27 protein-coding genes are annotated in these 26,538 nt (G+C 50.4%); 13 read left to right on the forward strand and 14 right to left on the reverse strand.

Features of this window, described 5'->3' with window-relative positions:
• The first annotated feature begins 35 nt into the window (after positions 1-35).
• From L3556_RS07045 to L3556_RS07055, 3 genes are all read left to right on the forward strand, one after another.
• Positions 36-743 carry a metallophosphatase gene (locus L3556_RS07045; RefSeq protein WP_277866593.1) on the forward strand — a complete coding sequence of 236 codons (708 nt, stop codon included), beginning with the start codon at positions 36-38 and terminating at the stop codon, positions 741-743.
• 29 nt (positions 744-772) lie between these two features.
• On the forward strand, positions 773-1,009 hold the full coding sequence (gene sipA, locus L3556_RS07050) for a regulatory protein SipA (protein WP_277866594.1): 237 nt from the start codon (positions 773-775) through the stop codon (positions 1,007-1,009).
• A 74-nt stretch (positions 1,010-1,083) separates the two neighbouring features.
• Positions 1,084-2,151: an AI-2E family transporter gene (locus L3556_RS07055; RefSeq protein WP_277866595.1), complete on the forward strand. Its 1,068-nt coding sequence runs from the start codon at positions 1,084-1,086 to the stop codon at positions 2,149-2,151.
• Positions 2,152-2,224: 73 nt separating this feature from the next.
• Here L3556_RS07055 and L3556_RS07060 read toward each other — a convergent pair whose 3' ends face one another.
• The 9 genes from L3556_RS07060 to L3556_RS07100 all read right to left on the reverse strand — a co-directional run bounded on the left by L3556_RS07060 (position 2,225) and on the right by L3556_RS07100 (position 11,045).
• Entirely contained in the window at positions 2,225-3,052 is an 828-nt protein-coding gene (locus L3556_RS07060) for a DUF4335 domain-containing protein (protein WP_277866596.1), read from the reverse strand.
• Positions 3,053-3,055: 3 nt separating this feature from the next.
• Positions 3,056-3,682, reverse strand: coding sequence for a DUF3038 domain-containing protein (locus L3556_RS07065; RefSeq protein ID WP_277866597.1), 627 nt, complete (start codon positions 3,680-3,682; stop codon positions 3,056-3,058).
• Positions 3,683-3,802: 120 nt separating this feature from the next.
• Positions 3,803-5,242 carry a sodium/glutamate symporter gene (locus tag L3556_RS07070; RefSeq protein ID WP_277866598.1) on the reverse strand — a complete coding sequence of 480 codons (1,440 nt, stop codon included), beginning with the start codon at positions 5,240-5,242 and terminating at the stop codon, positions 3,803-3,805.
• A gap of 95 nt (positions 5,243-5,337) precedes the next feature.
• Entirely contained in the window at positions 5,338-5,580 is a 243-nt protein-coding gene (locus L3556_RS07075; RefSeq protein WP_277866599.1) for a hypothetical protein, read from the reverse strand.
• A gap of 133 nt (positions 5,581-5,713) precedes the next feature.
• Complete coding sequence (locus tag L3556_RS07080) at positions 5,714-6,490, reverse strand: hypothetical protein (RefSeq protein ID WP_277866600.1); 777 nt, start codon at positions 6,488-6,490, stop codon at positions 5,714-5,716.
• Positions 6,491-6,558: 68 nt separating this feature from the next.
• On the reverse strand, positions 6,559-7,608 hold the full coding sequence (locus L3556_RS07085) for a cysteine hydrolase family protein (RefSeq protein ID WP_277866601.1): 1,050 nt from the start codon (positions 7,606-7,608) through the stop codon (positions 6,559-6,561).
• A gap of 9 nt (positions 7,609-7,617) precedes the next feature.
• Positions 7,618-9,471: a hypothetical protein gene (locus L3556_RS07090; RefSeq protein ID WP_277866602.1), complete on the reverse strand. Its 1,854-nt coding sequence runs from the start codon at positions 9,469-9,471 to the stop codon at positions 7,618-7,620.
• Positions 9,472-9,477: 6 nt separating this feature from the next.
• The gene (locus L3556_RS07095) at positions 9,478-10,248 is read right to left on the reverse strand and encodes an ADP-ribosylglycohydrolase family protein (protein ID WP_277866603.1); all 771 of its coding nucleotides are present in this window, start codon (positions 10,246-10,248) and stop codon (positions 9,478-9,480) included.
• Complete coding sequence (locus L3556_RS07100) at positions 10,242-11,045, reverse strand: protein phosphatase 2C domain-containing protein (RefSeq protein ID WP_277866604.1); 804 nt, start codon at positions 11,043-11,045, stop codon at positions 10,242-10,244. Before L3556_RS07100 ends, L3556_RS07095 begins: the two co-directional genes overlap by 7 nt.
• 207 nt (positions 11,046-11,252) lie before the next feature.
• Between L3556_RS07100 and L3556_RS07105 the strand changes: the two genes are divergently transcribed.
• On the forward strand, positions 11,253-12,422 hold the full coding sequence (locus L3556_RS07105; RefSeq protein ID WP_277866605.1) for a chemotaxis protein: 1,170 nt from the start codon (positions 11,253-11,255) through the stop codon (positions 12,420-12,422).
• Between the two features lie 24 nt (positions 12,423-12,446).
• On the opposite strand, the gene L3556_RS07110 is transcribed toward L3556_RS07105, so the two are convergent.
• The 3 genes from L3556_RS07110 to L3556_RS07120 are packed head-to-tail and all read right to left on the reverse strand — an operon-like array spanning position 12,447 to position 13,614.
• Positions 12,447-12,737 (reverse strand): DUF3288 family protein, encoded by a 291-nt coding sequence (locus L3556_RS07110; RefSeq protein WP_277866606.1) that lies wholly within the window; start codon positions 12,735-12,737, stop codon positions 12,447-12,449.
• A gap of 32 nt (positions 12,738-12,769) precedes the next feature.
• Complete coding sequence (locus L3556_RS07115) at positions 12,770-13,204, reverse strand: DUF4168 domain-containing protein (RefSeq protein ID WP_277866607.1); 435 nt, start codon at positions 13,202-13,204, stop codon at positions 12,770-12,772.
• Between the two features lie 50 nt (positions 13,205-13,254).
• Positions 13,255-13,614, reverse strand: a complete 360-nt coding sequence (locus L3556_RS07120) for a hypothetical protein (RefSeq protein WP_277866608.1) — start codon at positions 13,612-13,614, stop codon at positions 13,255-13,257.
• Positions 13,615-13,872: 258 nt separating this feature from the next.
• Here L3556_RS07120 and L3556_RS07125 point away from each other — a divergent pair, with 258 nt between their 5' ends.
• Positions 13,873-14,055 carry a hypothetical protein gene (locus tag L3556_RS07125; RefSeq protein WP_277866609.1) on the forward strand — a complete coding sequence of 61 codons (183 nt, stop codon included), beginning with the start codon at positions 13,873-13,875 and terminating at the stop codon, positions 14,053-14,055.
• Positions 14,056-14,096: 41 nt separating this feature from the next.
• Here the strand turns inward: L3556_RS07125 and L3556_RS07130 are convergent, their stop codons facing one another.
• Both L3556_RS07130 and rlmN read right to left on the reverse strand, forming a co-directional pair.
• A complete protein-coding gene (locus L3556_RS07130; RefSeq protein WP_277866610.1) occupies positions 14,097-14,699 on the reverse strand; it encodes a prolyl hydroxylase family protein in 603 nt (200 codons plus the stop codon).
• Positions 14,686-15,747, reverse strand: a complete 1,062-nt coding sequence (gene rlmN / locus L3556_RS07135; RefSeq protein ID WP_277866611.1) for a dual-specificity RNA methyltransferase RlmN — start codon at positions 15,745-15,747, stop codon at positions 14,686-14,688. Before rlmN ends, L3556_RS07130 begins: the two co-directional genes overlap by 14 nt.
• Before the next feature lie 436 nt (positions 15,748-16,183).
• Between rlmN and L3556_RS07140 the strand changes: the two genes are divergently transcribed.
• The 8 genes from L3556_RS07140 to L3556_RS07175 all read left to right on the forward strand — a co-directional run bounded on the left by L3556_RS07140 (position 16,184) and on the right by L3556_RS07175 (position 26,519).
• Positions 16,184-19,612 carry a PAS domain S-box protein gene (locus L3556_RS07140; RefSeq protein WP_277866612.1) on the forward strand — a complete coding sequence of 1,143 codons (3,429 nt, stop codon included), beginning with the start codon at positions 16,184-16,186 and terminating at the stop codon, positions 19,610-19,612.
• Positions 19,613-19,759: 147 nt separating this feature from the next.
• Entirely contained in the window at positions 19,760-20,779 is a 1,020-nt protein-coding gene (gene trpS, locus L3556_RS07145; RefSeq protein WP_277866613.1) for a tryptophan--tRNA ligase, read from the forward strand.
• Positions 20,780-20,972: 193 nt separating this feature from the next.
• On the forward strand, positions 20,973-21,164 hold the full coding sequence (locus L3556_RS07150; RefSeq protein ID WP_277866614.1) for a DUF2949 domain-containing protein: 192 nt from the start codon (positions 20,973-20,975) through the stop codon (positions 21,162-21,164).
• A 55-nt stretch (positions 21,165-21,219) separates the two neighbouring features.
• Positions 21,220-22,674 (forward strand): RecQ family ATP-dependent DNA helicase, encoded by a 1,455-nt coding sequence (locus tag L3556_RS07155; RefSeq protein ID WP_277866615.1) that lies wholly within the window; start codon positions 21,220-21,222, stop codon positions 22,672-22,674.
• A 211-nt stretch (positions 22,675-22,885) separates the two neighbouring features.
• Complete coding sequence (locus L3556_RS07160) at positions 22,886-24,220, forward strand: nicotinate phosphoribosyltransferase (RefSeq protein ID WP_277866616.1); 1,335 nt, start codon at positions 22,886-22,888, stop codon at positions 24,218-24,220.
• On the forward strand, positions 24,214-24,789 hold the full coding sequence (locus L3556_RS07165) for a nicotinate-nucleotide adenylyltransferase (protein ID WP_277866617.1): 576 nt from the start codon (positions 24,214-24,216) through the stop codon (positions 24,787-24,789). The genes L3556_RS07160 and L3556_RS07165 overlap by 7 nt, the downstream gene beginning before the upstream one ends.
• Positions 24,786-25,571, forward strand: a complete 786-nt coding sequence (locus L3556_RS07170; RefSeq protein WP_277866618.1) for an NUDIX hydrolase — start codon at positions 24,786-24,788, stop codon at positions 25,569-25,571. The genes L3556_RS07165 and L3556_RS07170 overlap by 4 nt, the downstream gene beginning before the upstream one ends.
• 48 nt (positions 25,572-25,619) lie before the next feature.
• A complete protein-coding gene (locus L3556_RS07175) occupies positions 25,620-26,519 on the forward strand; it encodes an alpha/beta hydrolase (protein ID WP_277866619.1) in 900 nt (299 codons plus the stop codon).
• Positions 26,520-26,538: the final 19 nt, after the last annotated feature.

Genomic DNA, 26,538 nt, shown 5'->3' on the forward strand with positions numbered 1-26,538 from the left:
GGAAATAAACTTGCGGAAAGATATTGGGAGGTCGGATGGTGAACTGGGCAATTTTGAGCGGTATTGAGGGAAATTTGGCGGCCTATGAGGCTGTTTTAGGGGATATGCGGCGGCAGCGAGATCCCGTAACTGATCTCTATATTCTTGGGGACGTGATTGGCCTCCAGGGAGATAATGAAGCGGTGATTCAGCGACTCCGCTTTCCCCGGCCCCATGAACTGATACCCCAGGTTTGTATGGGATGGTGGGAAGAACAATGCTTTAATCTGCATGGATTGAGTGGATTGCCCCAGGCCCCTGAGTTAATTGCCCAGGTGGGCGGTAATGGGGCAAAACAATTGTGGGAATCCGTATCCCGGGAGTCAGTTCAGTGGTTGAGATCCTGCCATTTTGGCTTTCATGAACTAGGCTGCTTGCTGATTCATGGTAGCACCGTTAGCTATGCCGATGAATTAACCCCAGAAACCTCCCCAATTCAGCTATGCGATCGCCTCATCCGTGCGGATGCCAATCATTTATTTTGCGGACGGTCAGGTCTCAGCTTTGAGTGCTGGGTTACCCCCGTCGGTTTACGGTCTACCATTACTACCCTCGATGGCGTTCAGGATCCCCAGGATCAGGGAAAAACACCTCGCCGCATTGTCGGAGTCGGCTCTGTTGGTCGCACACCGGGCCAGGCAACCTATACGCTATACAATCCTTCCACCGATCGCCTGACGTTCAAAACTATAATAATTTCATAAATAGTTAACTCTGGGTGATCTAAAATACCATGGGACAACCATTCTCCATTGGCGATCGGGTTCATTTAGTCGCCCTGCCCACCTACGTCAAAACCGCAGAACCAATGCCCATGCTACGTCCACCCAATGTCTTGACCCTTGGGGAGGAGGGGATCATTTTGGGGCGAGAACCAGGGGACTACTGGGTAGTGCGTTTAGAACGGGGCACGTTTTTACTTGAAGAAAAATATTTAGAGGCCATCCAGGGCGATCGCCCAATGGAGTAGATTTTAGTAACGATCGGCAAAATACCCCCTAGCGTGCTTAAATGCTTAAAGCAAGGTTCAGGGAGGACATCTAGGTGAAGCTGGGACAGTGGATTGGCCTCTTTGTCTTTTTAGTGTGTCTGTATATTCTCTGGGAGATCCGTCAAGTTGTTTTAGTCATCTTTTTAGCTGTTGTCCTAGCGACGGCCCTCAACTGGCTTCAGAATCGACTACAGCAGTGGGGCTTAAACCGTGGCCGGGCGATCGCCCTCACCCTAGGGATGACATTCTTGATCATGATTGGCTTTGTGCTGATTATCGTGCCGCCCTTTTTGCGGGAAACTCAGCAACTAACGATTTTAATTCCCAAGGGACTCCATCGCTTGCAGGGTTGGCTAGAGCAGGTTGACACACTTTTCTCCATTAATGGATTGAATGAGGGCCCCCTAGTAGATCGGTTATTCCGACAAGTTGAGCCATTTCTAGAGCGAATTTTTGATAACTTTTTCTCAGTTTTTTCTAATACCTTGGCTATTTTGCTGAATACCCTGTTGGTTTTGGTATTAACGGTGATGCTGGTCTTAAATCCTTCCCCCTACCGCCGTGGCTTTATTCGCCTGTTTCCCGCCTTTTATCGTCGTCGCATTGACATGATTTTGACCGAGAGCGAATCCCAACTCCTGGCCTGGTTAGCGGGGACGGGCTTAAATATGCTGGTGGTGGGAACGGTGAGTGGGTTGGTACTCTTGGTTTTGGGGGTACGCCTGGCCCTGGCCAATGCCTTTTTAGCTGGGCTTTTAGAAGCCATTCCCAATATTGGTCCCACCCTGAGTGTGATTCCCCCCATCGCCATTGCCCTATTGGATGATCCCTGGAAGGCCGTGGCGGTTTTAATTGCCTATATTATTATTCAACAACTAGAGCAATATTTACTCGTGCCGGTGATCATGGCCCACCAAGTCAATCTTTTACCAGCCTTTACCTTAATTTCCCAGATTATTTTTGCGATCTTCTTTGGCTTTTTGGGACTATTACTGGCTCTGCCCCTAGTTATTGTCGGAAAAATTTGGTTTGAGGAAATTGTTCTTAAGGATATTTTAGATCCGTGGGATCATGCCCTAGGGTCATCATCCCTAGCCGAGTCATCTTCCGAATCCAAGTAGAAGCGAATTGAGCCACACAACATCCCAGCATCAACATCGGGAGAACTGATGAAAAATTGAGGTACTCTATTCATTAAAAATTATTTTGCTCTGGGCTGTTCACGTTATCTGGATTATTGTTAAATCCTGGATCCTCATCAACGTCAAAGGGGGCTTCCTCAATAAATCCTTCTTCAATAAAGGGGTCATCCTCAATAAAACGTTCGTCTACGGGTGGGAGCAAATCTTCGGGAATATCAAAATCTCGTCCCGCTAGATCCGCTGGAGATAGCTCAAAGGAGGCAGGACTGTCTTCCTCTAGGGGACGGCGTTCGGGAACCGGCATATGGTAGAAAACAGCCGCCATGATGGCTAAACTGGCTGCACCCAAGGCCACCGGCGTTAATTGCTTGCCCAGGGGAACTTGGGGGGCGATCGCCCGGCGGGGCAAGGAGCTTAACTGAGTGCCCAGACTAGGCAGGGTTTGGCTATCACAGCAGAGTTGATCCAGGGCTTCTAACAGGTCAAAGAGTTGCAACCAGGATAGGGACACCTGCACCATTTTCGAGTCGGGATGCTCCTTTGTCACATGGGCCAGATCCGTTTGGGTGAGTAGGGCCGCAGGAATGGTTAGGAGAAACTGATGGGATTCCTGCTCTTCTAGATGAATCAAATGCTCAGACTTCACCAGCGATCGCCGTAAGCGTACCCCACTCATCCAGGTTTGCACCATAGGCGGCAATTGCTCCACTAGGGCATCCAAAAATTCACGCCCCCCCCTCAAGACCGATTTTTGTCCCAAGAGTTGACATTCACAAACCGTGACCACATCTAAGACCGGAGATAGGGTATTGGTTGGGTTACTTAACCCTTCAATGACCAGAATGCAGTTGGGTAAACTGTACTGACGTTGGACGAGCATCGTTTAATCCACTTCCCCATCAAAAAGACTAAACCAAAGCCGCTCCATACCTAGGGTTCCCGTACAGATCAAGAGTTGATGAAGTAAGCGTAGACCTAGGGCATTAAGCTGGGCATCATCCCTATAGATAAATAGGCTAGAACGGCGTAAGTTCATCCGTTTGCGAAAATGACGGCGAAACCGATCCAGATAGTCTCTCAGGGGCCCATAACTCTCCGGGGATAGATTCTGGGCTTCCATTTGGGGCAGAACCAGGAGTAGATGACGAATGACAGCGGTTTGGCGACGGGCCACATGGCAAATAATCATTACTAAGGCTTTGCCTTCCTCAAAACTGAGGGGATGACGTTGGGCTAAATGTCGAAATGGATTGGTACACCGCAATTGCCAAAAAATAACTCGATTGGGAATAATTACCTGAAGGCTGAGTTCGCGAGCAGCTTGCAGCATCATCTCCGCCGCGTTTAAGTCAAGGGACTCTAGGGCAATCATGAGTAGATCAATCTGCCAACGGGCACGCCTTGGACAAATACTCACCCCCTTGGGATTGGCTAAGGTGGCCAAAAGGGGCGGTAATACGTCCGGGGAAGGGGATTCTAAAATGGTGGTCGTGGGTTTTGCCGTCTCCATAATCCTAGATTGCCCTATCTAAGGGGGCACTGTACATGGGCATTAACCTAACGATGGTACATCACCACTGTAGCCTTTGCGGCTAATGGGCCTCTAGGGAGTCCTCTATGACCTTGATCTTTAGTGGCTAGATTTAGGTTCTCGGAATGTGCGAATCAAGGCGTAGCCCAGGATCAGCCAAAACAGCAACAGTCCTGCGGTCAAGGCCAGAATGGGTAGTAATCCAAATCGACTAATGAGGACAGGAGCGGCCGCCGTGAATAGACCACCGCCGACAATGGGTTCAAAAAACAGTTGCTTGTAGGCAAAGCCTTCAAAAGCACCGGTACGGTTATCCGGGTCCACCATGCGTAATAACAAAATGCCAGTGGCTGTTACTCCCATGGACTGTCCCATATCGCCAATCCCTTTCTCAAACCAGTAGCTAGGGAAGATGCGGGGGGCCCACCACAGAAAAATCAGCACATTCCAGAGGATTCCAGCCCCACTTAGGATCAAAAAGACCGCTAGGTTGCCGCCAATCACTTTCAGGGAAATAGAGGCGATCGCCGCTACAACGACCACATCTAGGGCGACACCGGCAATATTCTGCACCATGGATCGAATGACTAAGACCCCTAAGCCGAGGCGGTTCAGTAGGGATTGGGTGATAATGCCACCAATTAAGGCCACCGGAAACAGGGGCACAAACTGAAATATGGCAAATCCATCTTCCCCGCCCCACGTCATGGATTCGACCCATCTCAACGCTTCCAGAATCAGCCAGCCAATGGCAATGGCCATCCCGACAATGGCAAAGTTAATGGATAGAGGATCAATGAGTAGATTTCGCAGCAGTCGGGCGCGATGCCGCCGCACCTCTGGAGTTTCCGTAATCACATTTAAGTCTGGAATTTCTTCCGGTTCAGTGACATGATGGTTCACGGCAGTCACATGGCCCTTGCGGCGACCCCAATCCGCCAGAGCCGTACCGAGGACAATTCCGGAGACAATGCCCACGGTTGCCAGGCCAATGGCTAAATCAGCCCCATCGGTATATCCCAACTCCTTTAGGGTGTCTGCCATCCCCCCAGCGGTGCCATGCCCCCCTTCAAAGCCAATCTCAATCAAAGTGGCGGAAATGGGATGGGCACCAAACAGAGGGCCCAACACCAGTAATGTGGCTAAAATACCCACCACATACTGTCCCCAGGCTAGGGTTTGACCAAAGACGACTTGGGGGGCAGCCTTCCGCCAAATATCTTGGGGCGGTGGAATGGTTTCCCCTAAAAAGAGGGCGGCAAAGACAATATTGATGAACACTCCTGGTGCTTGAGACCAGACTGCTCGAATATTTTCAGAAAAGAGTCCCCCAGCAAGGAATCCAACGTTACCACCCCGGGCCGTGGCGATCGCCCCCAACACCTCCGGCCCCAAAAGTAACGCCAGCACTCCAGCCACCACTGAAGCAGGCAGATACAATTTCTGAAAGACCTGAACTTTTTGCTTGAGAAAGCGTCCTGCCAACAACAACAGGGCTAACAACACAAAGGCAAATAAAACGGTTTGTAGATTAAACACCGATCTTGAGGACTCCCCACGGACTATTTACTGGAAATACGGCTCAGTTCAGCAGCGTGGGATAATCATACCTGATAGGTCAAACAATACCTGCTTCAACTGTATTTCTCCTCCAGGTAATCCACATAGGACTCTGTAGGCTCTTCTGTATCTAACTGAACTACCCCAATTAGACTTTGAGTCCAGGAACTAAGGCCCGTCAAAGAACTCACGTTTGTTGCTAGAGGACTAAAAACGAGCGTTTCCTTTTGAATTGAACTCAACAGCGACTGCACTAAACGCCAGCGATCGTCAATCGGCAGTTGCAATGCCTGATTTTGGATCTCTTGCAATGTCATCAGCCTTTCACTAGCAACTCTTGGGATTCTATTTTACAAGGTACTCTTTTCGGTTGGGGTGAGGGCTATTGGATTTTAGGGCGATCGCAATAATGTTGAGCCATTGTTCCCGCCCCAAACGGCTCTGCAACCATCACGCCGCAGTGAAACCCCCTAAACCAGTTATGGCACTCTGACTCACTCGCAAGGCAGACTGGGAAAATAGTTGAAAGGCCTGTTGAATTTCTTTATGGCCATTCCCAGGGGTGAGAATCCATTCATCCCGGATACCCATAGACTGAAACACTTGGCGAAAGTCCGTGGAGCGATCATCAATCCCCATGGCAGCAATAATGTGATTTTCCGCCCGCAGCATATCCTGCACCAGCGATCGCACCGTTTGGGCATTGGCCCGGTGAGAATGTTGATCTGCCCCATCGGTAATTAAAAGGGTAATGGTTCGCACGGGTACGCCATTTTCGGCAAAATCCTGGGCTTTGGCAATCACTGTTCCCAACACAATTACGGTTTGATCGTAAAGGGGCGTGCCCTGGCGGGGATCATAATTCTGGGCATCCATGGGAATGGCCTGTAGGACAGGGCAGTAGGGGTAGAGAACCATACCATTGAGGTAACGATTGTGAATGAGAATACTATCCTTTTGGTTAGAGGCTTGCAGGGCACTGAGGATTGTATTATGGCCCGCCCGCACCACTGGGGTATTGCCGGCAAACTGAATTGAGCCGGAATCATCGGTCATAATCGTCACTAATACCACTTCACTGGCCGTCACGTCATCAATGGTAATGCCGAGACCCGCTTGGATCTGGGCACCAATATCCATCACGTTTAGGGCTTGCATTGAGGATGTTGACAGGAATCCCTCGTTTTGGGCTGATTGAAACAGATCATTTAGATTGGGAGTGGACATTTTTAGCTCCTGCATGATTGCATGAAATCAAGATAAAAATTGGAAAAAACTAGAATTTGATGTTGGGCTTAGAATTTGATATCCGGCCAGGTGGCGATCGCCTCGGTAGATTTGACAATGTGCATCCCGGCATCGGCAAAGCGTTGAAAGGCCTGATCCGCCTGCTCACTAAAGTCCACCACCCCAGGAACGACGACGGGGGACGTGCAGTCTTCCAGGAGATACACTTTTTTAACCAGGTCTGACCCCTGGGCCTGAAGCTCTGTGAGCAGATCCGCAATTGTCCAGGCCACACAATGGCTTTTGGCTTGTCCGGCAATAATGACCACATCAAAATCCAGCAACCGTTGGATAAAGCGGGTATTTCTCTGGGCGATCGGGTGTCCTTGGCTACTCTCTAAGACCTCGGGCTGGAGGACAGAATAGTTTTCCGTCAGGGGATTACCGCCCTTAATTTCAAACCGAGTCTGGCTATGGCGAGCCATATTGTGGAAAAAACAGGCTTCTTCCACGGCCGCAACCAGGGCATGGCCGATTCCCCCCAAGAGAGAGTGGTAGGGCCAAATCGTCAGCGGGAATTTCCCGACCTGATCCAATGTTTGTACATAGTGGAGAGCGTGTTGTTGCAGGCCCATGTAGTTCCCCGCGGCTAAACTATGGGCGATCGCCGGGTTTACTTTCCAGCGGCCGGTTTGCACATCGGTCAATGTAATGGTTTGGAGAGGTGCGGGGTGATGCCCCCCATCATCAATCCAAAAAACAGCATGGAAAATTTGGCTGGCGGTGTGGGTGTCCATTGTCGGCGCAATTTCCGTAATCACACCCAGGTTGCGATAGATAAATTCACAGAGGCGGCGATTGTCCTCTACCGCACCCATCCCAGATGTTCCCCCCACAAACAGTTCAAAGCCAGGAATACAAAAGGTATTTTGCACATCCACGAGCATTAAACAAATACGGGTTTTATCCGTAACCGCTGGAGCTAAAGGGTGGTACTTGGCCCAGGCCTGCGCCTCACTGGCCCGCTGTTGATAGGGCACTCGCCAGACTTCGCCGACGCGATCGCCGTGAAAATGTTGGGGAATGGGTAGTTCCGTAAGAGTTGGTGTTTTCATCATCAAGGTTTCCTAAAGTATCTGTAGATATTGAATGGATTGGGGGTGAATCCCATAGAGGCCCTGCCGAGCCGGTAATAACTGGCAATGGCTATTCACAAAGGGTTCCGTTTCCGTAAATAAACGGGTGGGTTGCAGGTGTCCCTGCTGGAGTTCCAGCCGCAAAATTCCTGCATCTGTGGGGACAAACAACTGATCTGCGATTGGGCAGGATCCACGACTGGCTAACCAATGATCCTCTTGATCGCTGGTGAGACTGGCTTCAATGTGGCCCTGAGCCTGGATGACGAGGAGGTGATAGTGACGTTTACCTTGACATTGGCTGGTGGCAAAGAGCCAGGCCCGATCGCCACTAAAGCAGCAGTGGAGGGTTAACAGTTGGCCCGGCCAGGCAGGAACGGTGAGGTGATCCTTGATGCCGGGGCGATCGCAATCAAAGATCAAAAGGGTCGTCAGGGTATCCATTCGATACAATCCCAACCCAAACGGGCCCACCCAAATAGCCGTTTGATGGAGGAGAACATCGCCCATATAAACCGGTGCCATTGGGCTCCCACGCAAGAGTTGGCCCTGATGAATCCAGTAGTAATGGCGATCGTTGCCCGCAAAACTGTGGCCCGGTAAATGGCAGGGATCCAGCCCAAAACGTTTCCTTAGATGGGGGCGATCGCCCAGAAGAACTAATTGGCCACCGTTGCTGATGAGTGTAGCGGCTCCGTGGAGCATAAATTCTAGGTGGGGAGCGGGGGTTCCTTCTCCAACAATGGCCCCGTCCTCGCGGTGAAACCCCTGATGATCGTGATAGAGCCAGCATAATTGATCTCCTTGCACAGTGGCAGTCACAATAATTCCTTGGGTTTGGAACAGCGTTTTTACATGGAGCGTCCCAGATTGCAGGGGTGGCGCAATCACCCTAAGTTGGGCGAAACAGTTGGGACAGGTGGGTTTGGCGTGGTCTAGGCCACAGGTCGGACAGGTCTGCCACCTCAGTTGTCGCAGTAAGGTTTGGGGGAATACCCCGCGCTGATCCTGGCGAAAAACCTGCTCAAAATAATCTAGAATCGCCTCTGGTAAACAATGGAGAGGTAAGGCAGGCTTGGGATACCTAACCTGGGGGTCAAAAATACTGATGCGATGGAGCGATCGCGCCCCCTGGGGAATTTTATGGGTAGGATTTTTCGGTTGATAAACTCCGCCGTAGGGATGGACAAAAAGAAGACATTGCATCACCATCACCGTAAAGGCATACCAATCCGACTCATCGCGATAGGGTTGATCTAAACAAAGCTGATGGCCGTGGTTACAAAGCTGGGGATCTAAAAATCGCTCCGTAAAGACACGGCAGGGAAAGGAACCAAACTGAAACGAATCCACATCAATAAAATAGGCTTGGTGATCCTGCACCAGAAGATTGAGATCATTAAAATCACCAATGATCATTCCCTGTTGATGGATTTGGGCCACCGTTTGATGCAGGTCTAACAGCATTGCCGTCACCTGTGGGGCCGAGATGCCCTGATGCCGAATCCGGCGATCGCCGTAGTCCAGTAAGGGGCGAGATGGCCTTAAAAAACGCATCGTATAGCCGACAATTCTGCCGCTGCGATCGTAGGCAAACTCCTGAGGGGCAATGACCCGATCCGGTAAGCCTTTGGGAAGTTGGTGTAATTTTTCCTGGTGTTCCTGTAGCCGTACCTGTACCGCCTGTTGGAGGGGAGAAGAGGCTTGATAATCCGGGTGATGGGCTTGCTTAAAGAGTTTTAAGACCTGACCTGTGCCCAGATCATAGACTTCCGCCTCGCCGCCGTTACCAATTAACTGTTGCCGCCGAATAGAAACCTTTTTTTGATTCAGATAGATATTCATGGCTAATTAGGTGCAAAATCGGAACCGAAAGTCTTGGCTGGTCTGCCAAAGTGGCTCGTCTAAGGTTTCTCGGACAAGATTAAGAATTGGATCAGGAATTTCGCCATAAAATGCCTCGGCAATTCCCCCGGTAATACAGGCGATCGTGTCACTATCGCCGCCAATGGAAATGGCATTGCGAATAGCATCTTCAAAATCTGTAGATTCCAAAAAAGCAATGATGGCTTGGGGAACGGAGCCTTGGCAAGACACATCAAATTGATAGTGGGGGCGAATCTCATCCAAGGTTTGATCCAAGTTGTAACCAAAGGTTCTTTGGATATAGGTTTTAATCTCCTCTTTTGACGTGCCGGTGCGCGCCAAGAAAATTGCGGCGGCGGTGGATTGGGCCCCCTTAATACCTTCCGGGTGGTTGTGGGTCACGGACGCACTGGCTTTGGCAAGCTCTAAAACCGTATCGAGGTCTTGGCCCACATAGGCTACTGGACTTACCCGCATTGCCGAGCCATTGCCCCAACTGTTATAGGGTTGACGGCGTTTCAAGGTTGCCCAAAGGGTAAAATTTTTGCCGTAGCCCGCTAGGGGATAACGCCAATAATAGTGATGGAGGGTCTCAATGTAATTCTTCCCGTGGAGATGGGCATCCGCAATGGCAACGGTCAGCACGGTATCATCCGTAAACCGAGTCATCAATTTTTTCAGGGGAAAATCTTTTGTTTTGACATTACGCCATTCATAGGCGGAGCCAATAATATCCCCTGCAATTGCACCTAACATAATGAGTTCTCCAGTTGTTTACGGCGAATTAAAACCAGCGTTGTATCATCTTCTAAGCGGCCACCTTGGCGATCGAGTACCTGGTTGTCCCAATCAGGGTGAATAATTTCACGATTACATTGGGCTAAATATCGCCGTAGTCGATCTGGATTTTGGAAGATACGCGGATCCTCTGCCAAGGCTGCCATAGCAGGAAGAATGGAGCCAGCGGGGGCTAAATCTTTAACACCATCACTGCCCAAAACCAGAGTATTCACCGTAGCCGTGGGGCGGACAATCACTTGAAATTGCACGTTGGCATCCCGTTCTAGAGTTGGCACTAAGCCATAGGCCAAAAAGGGTGGACAATTATCCACTACGGAACCCTTGAGGATCACCTCCTCATTGAGAATCACCACCCCATCTCCTAGGGAAAAAATGGCGGTTTGATCAGGGGTTAGTACCGCACCCACAATGGTGAACAGAAAATAATCCCGCATCACCGTTAGGGAATTTCCCATGGCACTGATCATTTGCTGCAACTGGGTTAGAAGTTCTTGGCGCAGGTCTTGCCAAAAGTCTGGACTAAACTCTAATTGCCCCCCATCTAGGGCCCGTTTCAGGGCAGATAAAACCAGCCGCGTCCCTAATTTGGCTCCCACCTCGGAATGGGGAGAACTACCACAACCATCACAAACAATGGCGATCGCCCTGTTCGGACTCAGATCAATGGCATAGGCATCCTGGTTATTACGACCTAAATGGCGGTGCGATCGCCCGATAACCGTACCCGCAGCAAGTTCAAAAAGACGGTTCATTTGCTTTTGGTGTTTAACATACACTAACTATAGTGTCAAAAAAACACTTTGTCAATCCTAGAGTGCGCCAAAAATTCCTTAGGAGGACATTAAGGGGATGCTAAGAACGGTGAAATGTTAACCCAGATATAACGTGGCAGTAACCGGGCCTTGTTTTTCCCTTGGTAGGATCCACTTAGTGCTATTTCTCTGGGGGATGTTTTCACTGTGGATTCGTCTAAGCTTAAAAAACTCTCACCAGAAAGTACCCTCGCAGATCTACCCACCTATTCGTTCCGAGTAGAACCTGAGACATCGGGGCAAGTGGTAGCCCAACAATTCAAGGCCCAACCCCAATTGCCCGGTGTGGTGATCATGGCAGATCAAGACCTGATTGGCGTGATCTCCCAAGCCAAATTTTTCGAGCGCATGAGTCAACGATTTAGTTTAGAACTCTACCTAAAGCGTCCCATTCAACTCCTCCCGGAAGTGGCGACTCCAACCGTTGCCCCCTTGGTTCTGCCGTCGTCCTGCAAAATTGGCCCAGCAGTGGAATCTGCCCTAGGTCGCCCCAGTAGCTTTGCCTACGAACCGATCTTAATCCGTAAAGACCATGAGATTTATTTGTTAGATTTGCATGATGTTCTTTTAGCCCAAACCCAAATTTTAGGGACAATTAATAAATTTATCGAGAAGCAACACCAACAAACCCGCCAACTCCTGGAGAGTCTGAAGGTTGAGCAGGCTCGGACAAAGGAATATGCGGCTCGCCTTGAAGAGGAACAGTCAGAAACCCAGCGGGTGAACCAAATTTTAGAGAATCAGCAGCAGGAAATGCGCCAGCAAGCGAAGCGGATTACCCGTCTGAATCATCGCTTCATTAATATTAGCCAACTCCTCTCGTCGGAAGGGAAAAAAGCCTTTGAAGCGACATTTATGGGGGTCAGTGCCATTTCTAAGGATACCGATCGCGTGTTTCGGTTGGGAGAACTGCTAGAGCGGGATTTAGAAATTGTGGATCAGGCAACCCACCAAATTGAGCATGTGAGTCGCCAAGTGAAGCATTTAGCCCTGCAAGCGAGTTTAATCGTCAGTCGTTCCGGTGGGCAGATTACCGGCTTTGACTTTATTACCAATGAAATTAATAAACTCGGAAACCAGGCGGTTATTGCCAACCAACAGGTGGATGAAATTGCCAATCGCTTTCGCCAACGGATTCGCGAAGTCATTGATGCGGCCCAATCGGGGGAACGCACTGCCCAATCCTTGATTCAGGAAATTCAACAGGCGGAAACGGCCTTAGCTCAATTGGAGGCCCTCGTCAATGAACAGGAAGGTCATCAGGGGGTATCCGCTCCTAGCCCTAGGGAGCCAATGGCCGCCATTTCCCTGAATTAGACTGGGATTTCTAGGGATTAGGCCTTAGGTCCAGTCATCTTTTTTGTTGCTACTCACCTTATAAAGGCCGCCCCGCTGATGAATGGCGCGGGTTTGCTCAAATAGTTCTGCTTCCGTCAATTGCCAACGGTCTAGGGCTGCCTTTAGATTGGCTTGAATATCCTTTGCGCCAGGAAACCCTTGGTAGCGAATGATCAATCGCCCTAGTTCCACTAGATGGTAATCCGTGGCCTCTCCCTGGAGTAGGCGTTCTGAGATCAGGCGATCGCCCCCGGCCCGAGGATGTTGCTGCTCTTTTTGTTCTGGATTTGCCATGGATCAAAACCTAGTCAAAACCTACTCGAAATCTACTGTAGTAGCCGCAGCATTTCCTGTTGAATGCGTTGACTGAAATTGGCATCCACCTGGGCCCGCTGGGTCATGGCATTAAACTGCTCTAGGGACATATTATATTTTTGCAAGATTTGCAGGGATTCCCGCAGATAGTCTTCACAAATACCTTCTAAACCGTTGGGAATATTCTGGCGATTGTAACCAAAGCAGGAATTGCGTGGCACAGTCCCGGAAACGACCTGCTGGGCCTGGCGATAGTATTTACGGCGAATCGGTTCAATCTCAAGGACGACACGGGCATAGTTGCTCACATCGGCTTGCACAAAAAGCAGAGACGGCTCTGGACTGGATTGGCCTCTAAGGGAAGAGTAGACCCCCGGCAGTACCGCAATCAGCAGGGCGATCGCGACCCCTTGGGTTAGTTTTCCTAGGCTCCATGGATTATTCACCTGTCGCAACAATCATCATCTCCCATGAATTCGCATCTAGTGGTATCTAGTTACTTTGAATGATCATTGTAGAGGAGAGTTCCCGCATAAATTTGGGATGGGGGTAAGGTTTTATGGTAGTAGGCACCACGATAGGCATAAATACCTAATTCTTTCTCAGTATGTTGAAGTAAGGCCTGGGAGTTGGCCAGCGTTGCATCCACCCACAATTTGAGGGAGGTGTTGCCTTCGACCAATAGGCTAAAAATTCCCAACTGAAGACAGTAATGGGACACGCCAATGGCCACCTTAAACTCTGTTTTCCGAAAGGAATAGAAGGGAATTAAATTTTTACCCTGAAAATGAAGTTCCTCCGACTCGGGTGCAAAGTACCCCTGGTGGGCTAAATCCCCATGGCTCATCATCAGCATGTTCTACTTGCCCCCATCTCTGCGGCGATCGCTGGCTGTACTCGTCTGTAATTAATGTATCTTTTAATACAGATTTTTTCTAGAATCTTCAAAATTCTTCCTAAACCCCTTAAGAAAACGTCATCTTAGAACCCATCCCAAAAGGGTCAGATTGGGGGAGGCAGGACTCATCACACTGGGGGAGGTGAGGTATGGGGCGAACCAGGGATAGTGGGGATAACCCTACATTACGTGACTAGGATTATGTTGCAGTTATCTATGAAAGAACTAAATCTTCAAATCGGCCAAAAACTCTATTTACGGGATGAGTTGTTCGAGATCATTGCCCTACGCCATGAGTTGGTTGTAGTGAAATCCCAAGAGCGGTCAGAATTGAGTTGGGTAGTGGCTAAAAGGGATTTACTCAAGTATTTCCGGGATTGCGAAGTGTCATCCTATTAGGAACACCTTAGGATACTGCCCCTGCCAGCACAATAACCCCGTTAGTAAAATAACCAGGTGGTGAAGGCGTATTTAGTGCCCTGGGTAACGGGTAAGGCGGCATGGGGATGGGTGTAGTAGGAGGGAAAGGCAATGACATCGCCGGTAGCGGGTTTGATTTTAATGTCTTGGCGATCGAAGTAGGTCTCGCCCCCTTCAAACTCATCGTTTAAGTAGCCCACAATACTAATATCTCGGGTGGGGATGCCCTGGGCCAATTCCATCATCCGGCTGGCTAAAAGGAGGTTATCCACATGGCGACGATAGCTCTCACCGGGACGGTAGCGCAGAATGGAAAACCCTTCCACCTGGGGAAATTTAATCCCATAGTGCTGGTAGAGGGCCCGTTGGATGAGTTGAATTTTTTCGTAGAGAAGCTGCTGGGTCGATCGCTGTACGGGGTGTTGAGCATCTAGGGGAAGAATGCCGCCACTGCGGACCTCTGGATCCACCGTTCCCATCAAGATCGAGGAGGGATCAAACGTGATCCATTCCGCCACCTGAATAATTTGCTGGCAAACCTCTGGGGAGAGTAACTGCCGAAACAGTAAAATATCTGCCCCGACATCTGTAAAGCTAGGTTGGGTCGCCTTAGGTTGGGTCATGGGTCTGGACGGCCCTTTGGGCATCTTGGCGTAGTTGGCCACAGGCGGCTTGGCGATCCAATCCCCGCGATCGCCGGATACTGGCAGTGAGGCCGTAGTCCTCTAGTTCCCCTAAAAAGGCCTCTATATCCTGACCATGGGGCCGGGCATAGGGAGCATCGGCAATGGGATTATAGGGAATCAGGTTGACATGGCTCTGGAATCCCCGCAGGTGGTGGGCGAGTTCCTGGGCATGGTGGGGCTGATCGTTGACACCGGCAAGGACGGTATATTCAAAACTAATCCGGCGGCCGGTCTGCTCCACATAGTATCGGCAATCGGCTAACAGGGTGTCCAGGGGATAGTGCTGGGCACTGGGAATTAATTGGCAGCGCAGGTCTTGATTGGATGCGTGGAGGCTAACTGCCAGGGTAATCTGGAGATCGTAGCGGGCTAAACGGCGAATCTGTTGGGGAATACCCACCGTCGAGACCGTCAGATGGCGTTGACCAATGCCCACATCCCGATTGATGGAGGTGAGGGCGGCCAAAACATTCTCTAAATTGAGGAGGGGTTCCCCCATACCCATAAACACCACATGGCTGACGCGCTGCTGAAAGTCTTCCTGGACGGTTAAAACTTGATCAATAATTTCGTGGGGGGCAAGATTACGACTAAATCCCCCTTTCCCGGTGGCACAAAAATCACAGGCCATGGGACACCCCACCTGGGAGGAGACACAGACGGTCAACCGTCGCGCCGTGGGAATCCCCACGGTTTCAATAATCTGATCATCCCCTAGTCTCAAGAGGTATTTAACCGTCCCATCCTTGGCTTCTAAACGCTGCTCAATGTGCGATCGCCCTAGGGGAATATGGTTCAGATCATCCCGCCATTTTTGGGGAAAGACGGTGATCTGTTGCAGCGATCGCACCCCCTTTTGATACAGCCACTGGTGTAATTGGCGGCCCCGATAGGCGGGTTGATGATGTTCCGTCACCCAAGTCTCTAATTCGGATTGGGAACGACCTAATAGGGGACGATCGTCCAGGGCAGTGGGAGCATTCATCGGCAAGTATGATAACTATCGCTAGGGCTAGGCCATTTTAACGCGCAGCCCAGTCAATGGGGAAATAAAGGCGGAGGGGCGATCTCCCCAAAATAGTCAATTCATCATTGCCAGTGGCCAGCTTGTTTATTGGCACTCCATGGCAACAAAAGGTGCAAGTCTGTGAATAGGATTATTTGCAATGATTTAGTAATATTTTAATAATGATCGCTTTTTATATTAAATCTTATTAAATCTTACGTGCAATTATCCTTTTTTATATATAGTTCTGTGTATTTATGTATAGTTGCCTCAATAAATTGGGTAGCCTTAAGGGTATAGAACCAGCTTTAATGGTACTTTTTCCCTTTGAATCCCTTCTAGAACATCTTGATCCGTAAACCCGCTGTAAATTCGTATCCTTTTTATATTCCTTTATCCGTAACTTATGTAGATAATGGCCTTTCCAGAACCTCAACTCATCCAGGTCATGGAGCGATTGCAAAGTGCTATCTTTGGTTGCGATCGCCATGGGCGACTGATATTTGTCAATGCCTATGGGGAGGCACTTGTCGGTCAACTCGCCAGCAGTGTTCAAGGGGTCTACCTGTGGGATATTTTACCTACCTCCCTTGGGTTGACTGCCGCAAAAGTCTTAATATGCCTGGAAAACCAAACGGATTACCATTGGGATTGTTACGATCCCCTTGAGGAGAAGTGGTGGCAAGGATTTCTCTACCCGGATCAGGTGGGACTCACCCTGATGATGACGGATATTAGCCAGCGGCAGCAGAGTCAAATTCTCCAGCAAGCCCAAGTCATCGAACTGGAAAAATGGTACCACCGCTTCCAAACCATGGGCCATCTCAGTCGTCAGATTTTTTGGGAATGGCATCAGGACACCAACTGGGCCCTGTGGAGTGGTGATACGATGACGGTTTTGGGCCATCCCCTCGAATCCATGCCCCGCTCCATTGAGGACTGGATGGGCTGGATCCACCCGGAGGATCAAGCTTGGTTCCAGGATTGTTTTTGGCAGGCCTGTGAAACAAAGACCTGTTTTGCCCAGGACTACCGTCTTAGGGATGGCGATGGAGCCTACTACTGGGTCAGCGATCGCCGCGAGTTTGCCCAGAGTACAGAAGGACAGACCCATGGGTGGGGAATTATTGTCGATATTCACGATCGCAAGATCATGGAGTTAGCCCTCGCCGAAAGTGAATATCGCTGGCGCACGATTTTTGAAGCGGCGGCCCTGGGAATTGTCATTGTGGAGCCAGGGAACAACTATAAATTAGTCTCCTGCAATCCATCCTTCTCTGAATTTGTCGGCTATAGTATCCCCGAACTCCTAGACTTACATCCAGCGGATCTCACCTTTCCTGAGGACTGGCAGAGGGAGCAAGCCCTCATTCACCAGTGCTGTGAACAGTCAAAAAAGTTCTATCAATTCAAAAAGCGATATCGTCACAAAAATGGTCAGGTTCTCTGGGCGAATTTAACCCTATCCTACGTTCAAGATGATCAACACAATCTGCAATTTATTGTTGCCCTGATTGAAAATATTAGCGATCGCCAGACCTTAGAAGACTCCCTGGAGACAGAACGCTTTCGCTATCAACAACTGGTCGAAAACTCCCCCAATCTCATCCTCAGTCTAGATGCCCTTAAACATCTCAAAACCATTAACTGGGCTGCCCTAGACGTTTTAGATTCCCTGGATACCGATGAGGGCCAATCCTACCAAAAGTTACTCCATCCCCAGGAGTCTATCGAGCGGGTTGAATACCTCCTCGATCGCGTCCTCCAGGGTGAATCAATCAGTGACATCGAGCTTATTTTCAATAGCCCCGATGGTCAACCCCATTATATGCTGACCCACCTCTATCCCCTTGTTAGCCATCACCAGCAACAGGATTCCACTGGCTGTGTTTTGATTAGCACCGATATTACCGCCCAAAAGAAAGCCCTCCAAGACCTGAACGAACGGGAAGCCCAATATCGCAGTGTGTTTGAATCCGTCACCGATGGCCTCCATGTTTTTGATATGGATACGGGCAAACTAGTGGAAGCAAATCCGGCGGCCTGTGCCATGCATGGCTATACCTACGCAGAGTTCATGGATTTAGACCCACGGCAGTTTGTCCACCCCAATTGCCATGCCATGTTTAGCAATTTTATGGAAACGGTTCGGGCTGGCAAACGTTTTGAATCCGAGGCTCAAAATATCTGTAAAGATGGCTCCATCATTGATATTCATGTCTATGGTTTACAGTTTACCTACCGCGGTCGCCCCCATGTCCTATCCGTGGTACGGGACATTACCGAACTCAAACAGATTGAAGCAAAACGGCAGCAGGTTGAAAACCAACTTCGGGAAAGTGAAAACCTCTTTCGATCCCTGATTCATGACCTGAATGTGGGTGTCATTGTCTATGGTCAAACGGGAGATGTGCAAATCGTCAACCATAAGGCCTGTGAACTGCTTGGTTTAACGGAGGCGGAATTTCTCGGGAAAACCTGCTTTGACCTAGACTGTCAACTCCTCAATGAAGAGGGCAGCCCCATCCCCATGGAGCAGCATCCGGTAGCCCAGGCGATCGCCCAAAGGCAGTGCATTCCTAATCGAGTAGTCGGTGTTCACAACCATCAAACCCATGACCTCCATTGGTTGCAAGCCACCGCAGATCCGCAAACTACGCCCCAGGGAACCGTTGGCCGCGTCATTGTTACCTTTAGTGATATTAGCGATCGCAAACGCACCGAGGATCAACTGCGTCACCAGGCAGAGCGGGAACAGGCCCTTAACCATGTGATTCAGTCCATCCGCGACTCCATTGACATTGAAACAATTTTTACGACCACGGTGCAGCAAATCGGCTCCCTCCTGAAGCTCGATCGGGCCCTGATTACGGAATATATGCCGGAACAAAAGGGTTGGGTTGCCATTCATGAGCATCGTCCCGATCCATCCACACCCACAACCCTGGGGGTGATTATTCCTGAGGAAGATAACCCCGTCAGTGATCAGGTCAAACAGGGAAAAATGGTACGCCTCGATCGGATAGCTGATACTGATTTAGCCAACGATCACAATAATCCCTGTGCATTCATTGAACAATCCGGCGGCTGGTTAATTTTTCCCTTGGTTATTAATCATCAAACCTGGGGAACCTTGACCCTTCAGCGGTACGATGAACATCCCAATTGGCAGGATCATGAAATTGCCCTCGCCCAGTCCGTTGTCAATCAACTGGCCGTCGCCATTCGCCAAGCCCAACTTTATCGGGATTTGCAACACGCCAACGCCGAACTCTCACGCCTGGCCACCATTGATGGATTAACCCAAATTGCCAATCGGCGGCACTTTGATCTCCATTTGTCCCAAGAATGGCAACGCTGTTTACGGGAGCAAGCCTGTTTATCCCTAGTGCTGTGTGATGTGGACTACTTCAAACCCTACAATGACCACTACGGCCACCAAGCGGGGGATGATTGCCTGATTCAAATTGCCCAAACCCTGGCCCAAGCTGCCCGTCGCTCCACGGATTTAATTGCCCGCTACGGTGGTGAAGAGTTTGCCTTAGTTTTACCCAATACCGATTTAGACGGTACGTTACGGGTGATCCACAAAATTCAAGAAGCCCTACATCGACTCAATATCCCCCATTTAGCCTCGTCTATTGGCGATCGCATTACCATTAGCTTTGGTGTTGTCACCCTTACCCCCCATTCCTCCCGTTCCCTAGACGAGTTCTTAAACGCCGCAGATCAATCCCTCTACCACGCCAAGCAGTCCGGCCGCAATACCTACTGTATCCATTATTTGAGCTATTCTAATCCGGCTTCACCGGAGACGACCTCACCGGATTTACGAATCACCTAATTCTATCCATAGCCTGTCCATAAAAATTTTGGTGACAAGAATTTCCCCATCCCTGATAATAGAGACTTTGCCCCAATGAATATCTTGCGGGGTTGAGGTCATAATTTTGGACACATTTTATTTCGGACGCATTTTGATGGTTTTTGCATGAACAAGCAACGGGTCTTATCAGGAGTTCAGCCCACCGGCAGCCTCCATCTGGGGAATTATTTGGGAGCCATTCGCACCTGGGTTGAGGGTCAAGCAAATTACGATAACTTTTTTTGCGTCGTGGATCTCCATGCCATTACGGTTCCCCATGATCCAACCCTATTAGCCGCCCAAACCTATGGTGTTGCCGCTCTCTACCTTGCCTGTGGCATTGATCTCGTCCATTCAACGATTTTTGTCCAGTCCCATGTGTCCGCCCACGCCGAACTCACCTGGTTATTGAACTGTATTACCCCCCTGAATTGGCTAGAGGCGATGATTCAGTTTAAGGAAAAAGCAATTAAACAGGGCGAAAATGTTGGTGTTGGTCTTCTTGATTATCCCGTTTTAATGGCCGCCGATATTTTGCTCTACGATGCCGATCGCGTCCCCGTGGGGGAAGATCAAAAACAACACCTAGAACTGGCCCGGGATATTGCCAGTCGGGTTAATTTTCTCTTTGGTTCAGGAGAAGGAGAACAAGTCATTCTCAAGCTGCCCCAACCCCTCATTCGCACCGAGGGAGCCAGGGTAATGAGTTTGACCGATGGCCGCCGGAAAATGTCGAAGTCTGACCCCTCCGAGCAAAGCCGGATTAACCTTTTGGATTCCGCCGCAGACATCCAACGGAAAATTAAGCGTTGCAAAACCGATCCGGTACGGGGACTGGTCTTTGATGATCCCGATCGCCCGGAATGCCATAACCTCCTTACCCTCTATATGGTGTTATCCAACCAAACCAAAGAACAGGTGGCTAGGGAGTGTGCCGATATGGGCTGGGGACAGTTTAAGCCCCTGCTAACGGATACGATCATCCATGGACTAGAACCCATTCAAACCCGTTACCAAGAAATCATGGCCGCACCGGATTATTTAGACCAGGTTCTCCGCCAGGGTCAGGAAAAAGCCGCCGCCGTAGCAACCACAACCTTAGATCGGGTCAAGCAGGCCTTTGGATTTGCTCCCAATGTTAAATAACCCAAAGCCAAATAAAATGTTAACTAAATGTTAAGTAACTGATCGATTTCTCATTTCTCAAAAAACTGCTGCTATACTCTTGTTCTTGAGTTCTCCTTTCGGCCCGGCTGAATTTGCATCCCATTGTGCATAAACCTGTTGTTGCCTACCGATAACTCCTTGACGTTTTTTACATGAATCACCGGAACAGTATATGCGGGAACCCACTCAACTGGTTGACTATTTAGAGCAAGAGCTATCCTTAGCACCAGCAACCATTCAAATGGCCCTAAAACAATGGCAGGAGCATCGCGGCCCCCTACCCATTATTCTCTGGCAGTACGGCTTCATTACCCTGGAGCAGTTGGATAAAATCTTTGATTTCATCGAGACCAAAGAGCGATAACGCCTAACTCGCCCAACTTGTCCAAGGTCTTTATCGTCACTCCGGATGTCTAGGAATGACCGAATTAAGTTTGCAGGATGCCCGCCACGCCCTCCAGCGAATTTGGGGCTATTCAGACTTTCGCCCACCCCAGGCCGAAGTAATTCAAGCGATTATTCAGGGACAGGATGCCTTAATTATTTTGCCCACAGGGGGAGGGAAAAGTCTTTGTTTCCAACTACCCAGTATCCTAAAAACCGGCTTAACCCTGGTGATTTCCCCCCTCTTGGCCCTGATCGAAAACCAAGTTGCCGAACTGCGGGAGCGAAATTTAGCGGCCGCCGCCTTTCATAGTGAATGCTCCAGGGGCGATCGCCAGCGGGTACTCCATGATCTCGATCGCCAAAAACTACGTTTACTGTACCTATCCCCCGAATCTCTGTTTAGTCCCAAAATCTGGCAGCGGCTCATCCACCCCGATCTGCTGATTAATGGCTTGATTTTAGATGAGGCCCATTGTTTAGTGCAGTGGGGGGATAGTTTTCGACCAGCCTATCGCCGCTTGGGTACGGTGAGACCGGCCCTAGAACAAGCAAAACCCCATCATCCTCGCCCAGCGATCGCTGCATTTACCGCCACCGCAGATCACCAGGTTCGCCAAACCATTGAACAGGTTCTCGGTCTAAAGCAGCCTCACCGGGTCTGTCTCAATCCCTATCGGGCCAACCTGAGTCTCGGGGTAAAATCCGTCTGTAGTCGGGGTCATCGTCGCCAACAGGTGATTCAGTTTATTCGCCAGCAAAGGGGAACCTCTGGCCTGGTCTATGGCCGCAGTCGTCGTGACTGTGAAACCTTGGCCCAGACCTTGAATGAATTGGGCTGGCAAACCCTGCCCTACCACGGCGGCCTCAGTGCGGGCGATCGCCGTTCCATTGAACAGGACTGGATCAGTAATCAACTTCCCTTTGTAGTCTGCACCAGTGCCTTTGGTATGGGGGTCAACAAGCCCGATGTGCGTTGGGTGTGCCATTACCAAGCCCCCCTCCATTTAGGGGAATACATCCAGGAAGTGGGCCGGGCCGGTCGGGATGGCAATGCGGCAACGGCCCTAACCCTCATTAGTGAACCCACGGGCTGGCTGGATCCCGAAGATCGGCAACGACAACGTTTTTTCCAGCAACAGGCCCAAGCCCAACGCCAAGAGGCTCTAGACCTGGCCAACCGCTTACCCCGCCAAGGATCTATTCAAGAGATTAGTCAACGCTACTCCCAGGGGGCGATCGCCCTAGCCCTGCTCCATCAACAGGGTCGCCTCGTCTGGACAGACCCCTTCCATTACCAAATGAAACCGACCCCCCAGGGCCCCACACCTCCCTTAACCGATGCCAGCAAAACCGATTTGGGCCAAATGCAAGCCTATGTTCACTACCGGGGCTGCCGTTGGCAAGCCCTCCTCCAAGCCTTTGGTTTTCTCCAGGAAGCCCACGCCATGGCCTGTGGCCGCTGTGATAACTGTAAACGCCAAAAATAAGATTTCACCTTTGCGCTATAGCTGTCGCCTGTTTCCCTAGGACATTTCGGACAAGGGGGGTGTGGGGGCTTCGCCCCCAGCCAGGGGTTCCACCCCTGCACCCCGTCCTAGACAAACCATTGGTTGCTATAACAGTGTTGACATTTATGGGACGTTGACATTTATGGTGAAATCTACTATAAATAAGATATTCTAATCGCGACCCTTTGCCATGACGGCTTTGAATCTCAGTGCTGACGACTACGGATTACTGACGGATCTCTATCAACTCACCATGGCTGCGGCCTATGTGGGGGAAGGCATTGCCGAGCAGCCCAGTAGTTTTGAACTAACGGTGCGGCGGTTGCCCCTGGGCTATGGCTATTTAGTGGCCATGGGACTTGCCCAGGTGGTGGACTACCTAGAGAATTTTCATTTTAGCCCAGAGCAGATTGCCTATCTCCAAAGCCTAGAGGTTTTTCAGCGGGCACCGGACTCCTTTTGGACATTATTGGCAGGGGCACGATTTTCCGGCAATCTTTGGGCCGTTCCCGAAGGCACCGTTGTCTTTGCCCATGAGCCGCTATTGCGGATTGAGGCTCCCCTTTGGCAGGCCCAGATCCTCGAAACCTATATTCTCAATACGATTAATTACCAGACCTTGATTGCCACACGGGCGGCCCGGCTTCGGGATATGGTGGGCCCCAAGGCTCCCCTATTAGAATTTGGTACCCGGCGGGCCTTTAGTCCCCAGGCATCCCTTTGGGCGGCGCGGGCGGCCTTGGCGGGGGGGTTTACGGCCACCTCCAATGTTTTGGCGGCCCAGCGGCTAGGGGTTGTCCCCGCTGGCACCATGGCCCATGCCCTAGTGATGGCCCTAGAGGCCACCCAGGGTTCGGAGCAACAGGCCTTTACCACCTTTTCCCAGTATTTTCCCGGCTCTGCTCTCCTGATTGACACCTTCGATACGATCGCAGCGGCAGAAGTCCTGGCCCAGCGGCGGGAGGCAGGGGAATTAGAAATTACAGCGGTGCGGATTGATTCGGGAGATCTGGTGCATTTATCCCAGCAGATTCGCCAACTCTTACCGGATGTCAGTATCGTGGCCAGTGGTGATTTGGATGAAACGGAAATTATGCACCTGCAAGCCTCTGGGGCCTGTATTGATGCCTATGGCATTGGCACCAAACTCGTCACGGGTACGCCGGTGAATGGGGTTTATAAGCTGGTGGAGTTTAATGGCAAGGGAGTGATGAAGGAATCCAGCGGCAAAATGACCTTACCCGGTCGGAAGCAAATTTTCCGATCGCCCGAGGCGGATATCCTGGGCCTGATGACAGACACCTCGGTTCCGGGGGTACGCCTTTTGATGCCAATTATGGATGAAGGAAAGCTAGTTGCCTTGATGCCTCCCCTAGGGGACATTCGCCAACATACCCGCGCCTCAGTGGCCAATCTGCCGACAATGGTACGGATTAATGCCCAGCCGGAACCCTACCCGGTCGCCTATTCCCTCGCCCTCCAGGAACTGGTGGATCGCATTCAACAGCGGCGGGCCCTATGCTAAGGATTGCCCTCTTTGGAACCAGTGCGGATCCGCCCACCCTGGCCCACAAGGATATTCTCCAATGGCTCGGAGATCGCTACGATCGGGTGGTGGTGTGGGCCGCCGACAATCCCTTTAAGGCCAATCAAACCCCCCTGGAACATCGCCAAGGAATGCTGAAATTATTGGTGGATCAACTCAATGGGAGCCACCCCCAGATTGAACATCACCCGGAGTTGAGTTTTCCCTATACCCTTTATTCCGTCAATACCGCGCGGCAACGCTGGCCCCAGGCAGAGTTTAGTTTAGTCATTGGTACGGATGTTTTAGCTAAACTTCCCCACTGGTATCGGGTCGAGGATCTCCTAGACCAAGTGAACCTATTGATCTTGCAGCGACCGGGGGTGCATATTTCAGCGGATATTTGGCAACAGGTAGCAGCATTATCCGCCAAGATGGAAATGGCCGACTACGTTGGCCCCGCCGTCTCCTCAACGGCCTGTCGCCAAGGGGAGCCTTCCGTTGCCCTGATTCCGGCGATCGCCTCCTACATTCACCAAGAGAACCTATACCAGTCCGGCAATCCATGACCAGTATCCATTCCCCCTCCTATCCTACCGTGGTGAATCCTGGCTCCCCCATTGCCGATCGACCAACGGTTTTGGCCGAGTTTGTGGTGGGGGTTGATAATGTCATTTTTTCAGTGGATACCCTGGAAAATCGCCTGCTGGTCTTACTCGTGAACCGTAGACAAGACCCCTTTGCTGGCTACTGGAGTTTACCGGGAACTCTGGTGCGCCAGGGGGAGTCCCTAGAGGCAGCGGCCTATCGGACATTGTCCGAAAAAATTCGGGTTAAAAACCTCTACCTGGAGCAACTCTATACCTTTGGTGGCCCGGATCGGGATCCCCGCGAATCTAGCACTGCCTACGGTACTCGGTATTTGTCCGTCAGTTACTTTGCCCTTGTGCGCTATGAAGATGCGGAACTGATTTGCCCGCCTGAATCTGGAACCACCCCCCAGCGAATTCGTTGGTTTTCGATGGAGCAAATTCCCGATTTGGCCTTTGATCATCGGCGAATTGTTCAGTACGGCCAACGGCGATTATGCAGTAAATTAGAATACAGTCCGGTGGCCTTTGAGGTTCTGCCCGACACCTTTACTCTCAACGATTTATATCAACTCTATAGTACGGTTTTAGGGGAGAATTTTTCCGACTATTCTAATTTTCGGGCACGACTCCTAAAACTAGGAATTTTACAAGATACCGGCGAGAAAATCACCCGCGGGGCAGGCCGTCCCGCTAGTTTGTACCGCTTTGACCCGGATGCGTTTGCTCCCCTGAAAGATAAACCCCTCCTTTTTGTTTAAGGCTCAGTTTTTTATTGATCCTCTCTTGAATTCTCCAAAGGTTTGAGAATGCAACTAAGCCCACTCGAAGATCTCAAAAATGATGTGATTCCCTACGCCTATTACCGTCACGATGAGGGGGATAGAAGTGGGTTTTTCCATACCTATGATGGTTTGCAGCTAGACCCGGCAATCGATCAACCCCGCAAAGTCCATATCTTTTTGCCCCGGGACTACGAAACTAGCGATCGCCCCTATCCGGTGATCTATATGAATGATGGTCAAACGGCATTTTGGCCCGAGGGTCTCAGTGCCTACTCCTGGGATGTCCGCCAAACCCTAGCAGACCTCTATCAACTGGCCAGGATATCGCCGGTGATTATTGTGGCAGTCCATCCCCTCAATCGCGCCCACGAATACCTGCACGTCAAGGAATATTCAACACCGCTACGGAAAGAAGGGGGGGGATTACCCATCTACAGTGATTACATGGTCAGGTTAAAGAAATTTGTGGATGATCATTACCGTACCCTCAGGGATCGGCGTTGGACAACGGTTGTTGGTTCCTCCCATGGCGGTTTAGCGGCCTTTTACACTGGGGCTACCCATGGCCACTATTTTGGAAATTTAGCAGCCCTCTCCCCCTCATTTTGGGTGGGAGGCGTGTTTAATCTACGGGATACTCCCTTAATGAGTGCCGTGCATCACTATCTTTTACCCACGAATCAAGATCGTCCCCGTATTTGGATTGATTGGGGATTAAAGCGTTTCGGCGGTTTTCATAACTCCTTAATTGAACAGCAGGCGGCGAAATGGGGGAAGGAAATGGTGCGACTCCTGGAAATGGATTATATGTATCGCAAAAACAAAGATCTATTTGTCTACAAAGATAAAATTGGCGGCCACGATGAACGATCCTGGGCCTATCGTTTTCGCCTAGTGCTGCAAACCTTTTATGGCCTCACCTAATGGCTATCCCCCAACATCT

This window comes from Candidatus Synechococcus calcipolaris G9, from assembly GCF_029582805.1.
Taxonomy (GTDB): Bacteria; Cyanobacteriota; Cyanobacteriia; order Thermosynechococcales; family Thermosynechococcaceae; genus Synechococcus_F; species Synechococcus_F calcipolaris.

Excerpts from the sequence above, each read along its gene's own strand:
- L3556_RS07045 (WP_277866593.1), top strand. The coding sequence starts at position 36 with ATGGTGAACTGGGCAATTTTGAGCGGTATTGAGGGAAATTTGGCGGCC.
- sipA (WP_277866594.1), top strand. The coding sequence starts at position 773 with ATGGGACAACCATTCTCCATTGGCGATCGGGTTCATTTAGTCGCCCTG.
- L3556_RS07060 (WP_277866596.1), bottom strand. The coding sequence starts at position 3,052 with ATGCTCGTCCAACGTCAGTACAGTTTACCCAACTGCATTCTGGTCATT.
- L3556_RS07065 (WP_277866597.1), bottom strand. The coding sequence starts at position 3,682 with ATGGAGACGGCAAAACCCACGACCACCATTTTAGAATCCCCTTCCCCG.
- L3556_RS07075 (WP_277866599.1), bottom strand. The coding sequence starts at position 5,580 with ATGACATTGCAAGAGATCCAAAATCAGGCATTGCAACTGCCGATTGAC.
- L3556_RS07080 (WP_277866600.1), bottom strand. The coding sequence starts at position 6,490 with ATGTCCACTCCCAATCTAAATGATCTGTTTCAATCAGCCCAAAACGAG.
- L3556_RS07085 (WP_277866601.1), bottom strand. The coding sequence starts at position 7,608 with ATGATGAAAACACCAACTCTTACGGAACTACCCATTCCCCAACATTTT.
- L3556_RS07090 (WP_277866602.1), bottom strand. The coding sequence starts at position 9,471 with ATGAATATCTATCTGAATCAAAAAAAGGTTTCTATTCGGCGGCAACAG.
- L3556_RS07095 (WP_277866603.1), bottom strand. The coding sequence starts at position 10,248 with ATGTTAGGTGCAATTGCAGGGGATATTATTGGCTCCGCCTATGAATGG.
- L3556_RS07100 (WP_277866604.1), bottom strand. The coding sequence starts at position 11,045 with ATGAACCGTCTTTTTGAACTTGCTGCGGGTACGGTTATCGGGCGATCG.
- L3556_RS07110 (WP_277866606.1), bottom strand. The coding sequence starts at position 12,737 with ATGGCAAATCCAGAACAAAAAGAGCAGCAACATCCTCGGGCCGGGGGC.
- L3556_RS07120 (WP_277866608.1), bottom strand. The coding sequence starts at position 13,614 with ATGCTGATGATGAGCCATGGGGATTTAGCCCACCAGGGGTACTTTGCA.
- L3556_RS07125 (WP_277866609.1), top strand. The coding sequence starts at position 13,873 with ATGAAAGAACTAAATCTTCAAATCGGCCAAAAACTCTATTTACGGGAT.
- L3556_RS07130 (WP_277866610.1), bottom strand. The coding sequence starts at position 14,699 with ATGACCCAACCTAAGGCGACCCAACCTAGCTTTACAGATGTCGGGGCA.
- rlmN (WP_277866611.1), bottom strand. The coding sequence starts at position 15,747 with ATGAATGCTCCCACTGCCCTGGACGATCGTCCCCTATTAGGTCGTTCC.
- L3556_RS07140 (WP_277866612.1), top strand. The coding sequence starts at position 16,184 with ATGGCCTTTCCAGAACCTCAACTCATCCAGGTCATGGAGCGATTGCAA.
- trpS (WP_277866613.1), top strand. The coding sequence starts at position 19,760 with ATGAACAAGCAACGGGTCTTATCAGGAGTTCAGCCCACCGGCAGCCTC.
- L3556_RS07150 (WP_277866614.1), top strand. The coding sequence starts at position 20,973 with ATGCGGGAACCCACTCAACTGGTTGACTATTTAGAGCAAGAGCTATCC.
- L3556_RS07155 (WP_277866615.1), top strand. The coding sequence starts at position 21,220 with ATGACCGAATTAAGTTTGCAGGATGCCCGCCACGCCCTCCAGCGAATT.
- L3556_RS07160 (WP_277866616.1), top strand. The coding sequence starts at position 22,886 with ATGACGGCTTTGAATCTCAGTGCTGACGACTACGGATTACTGACGGAT.
- L3556_RS07165 (WP_277866617.1), top strand. The coding sequence starts at position 24,214 with ATGCTAAGGATTGCCCTCTTTGGAACCAGTGCGGATCCGCCCACCCTG.
- L3556_RS07170 (WP_277866618.1), top strand. The coding sequence starts at position 24,786 with ATGACCAGTATCCATTCCCCCTCCTATCCTACCGTGGTGAATCCTGGC.
- L3556_RS07175 (WP_277866619.1), top strand. The coding sequence starts at position 25,620 with ATGCAACTAAGCCCACTCGAAGATCTCAAAAATGATGTGATTCCCTAC.